This is a genomic window from Paenibacillus apis (assembly GCF_018333295.1).
Classification (GTDB): Bacteria; Bacillota; Bacilli; order Paenibacillales; family Paenibacillaceae; genus Fontibacillus; species Fontibacillus antibioticophila.
In genome coordinates this window covers 1-748 of the sequence record NZ_BORS01000050.1, presented here as the reverse complement: position 1 = coordinate 748, position 748 = coordinate 1, and the positions used below count along the sequence as shown (strand labels likewise).

Genomic DNA, 748 nt, shown 5'->3' with positions numbered 1-748 from the left:
AATCAGCACCACCCGTATAACGGGTGGTTTGCTCTGCGGCTGAAAGCCTTTGTTACTGGCCAGCCCTGAAAGGGCACTGAATGATCCGCCAACCGCACTACTTTTTTAGCTACCCCTAAAGGGGTTGCTATTTTTTCTTCTTTCGATTAGCTTTGATTTCTTCTCCTGTAAATGGATCCAGGTATTCCTCCATCGTCATTTGATCCGCAATGATGTCTTCTTGTAACTGATTTCGTATATATTCTTCAATTACCTTTTTGTTTCTTCCCACCGTATCCACATAAAAACCCTTGCACCAAAATTTCCGATTTCCATAACGATACTTCAAGTTCGCATGTCGCTCAAAAATCATTAAGCTACTTTTTCCTTTTAAATATCCGATAAATGCGGATACACTTAATTTGGGTGGGATACTTACTAGCATGTGTATATGATCTTTGCACGCTTCCGCTTCAATTATTTCTACTTGCTTTCTTTCGCATAATTGCCGTAGTATTTTCCCAATATCTTGCTTTAGCCTTCCGTATATCACCTGTCTTCTGTACTTTGGGGCAAATACGATGTGATACTTACAATTCCATTTCGTATGTGCTAAACTGTTCACATCAGATGGCATCTGTATTCCTCCTGTTGTTCGATAAATTCGGTTGGCGAACCAAATTTATTGTAACATCGGGAGGAATTTTTTTGGTACATCGCTGGAAGCTCTCCTGAACCATACGCATAGCGTATGGTTTTCTTTTGACAA

1 protein-coding gene is annotated in these 748 nt (G+C 40.1%); it reads right to left on the bottom strand.

All coding sequences use genetic code 11. The features are described from left to right. Positions 1–127: 127 nt before the first annotated feature. Positions 128–616: an IS200/IS605 family transposase gene (gene tnpA / locus KI362_RS25220; RefSeq protein ID WP_212944493.1), complete on the bottom strand. Its 489-nt coding sequence runs from the start codon at positions 614–616 to the stop codon at positions 128–130. Positions 617–748: the final 132 nt, after the last annotated feature.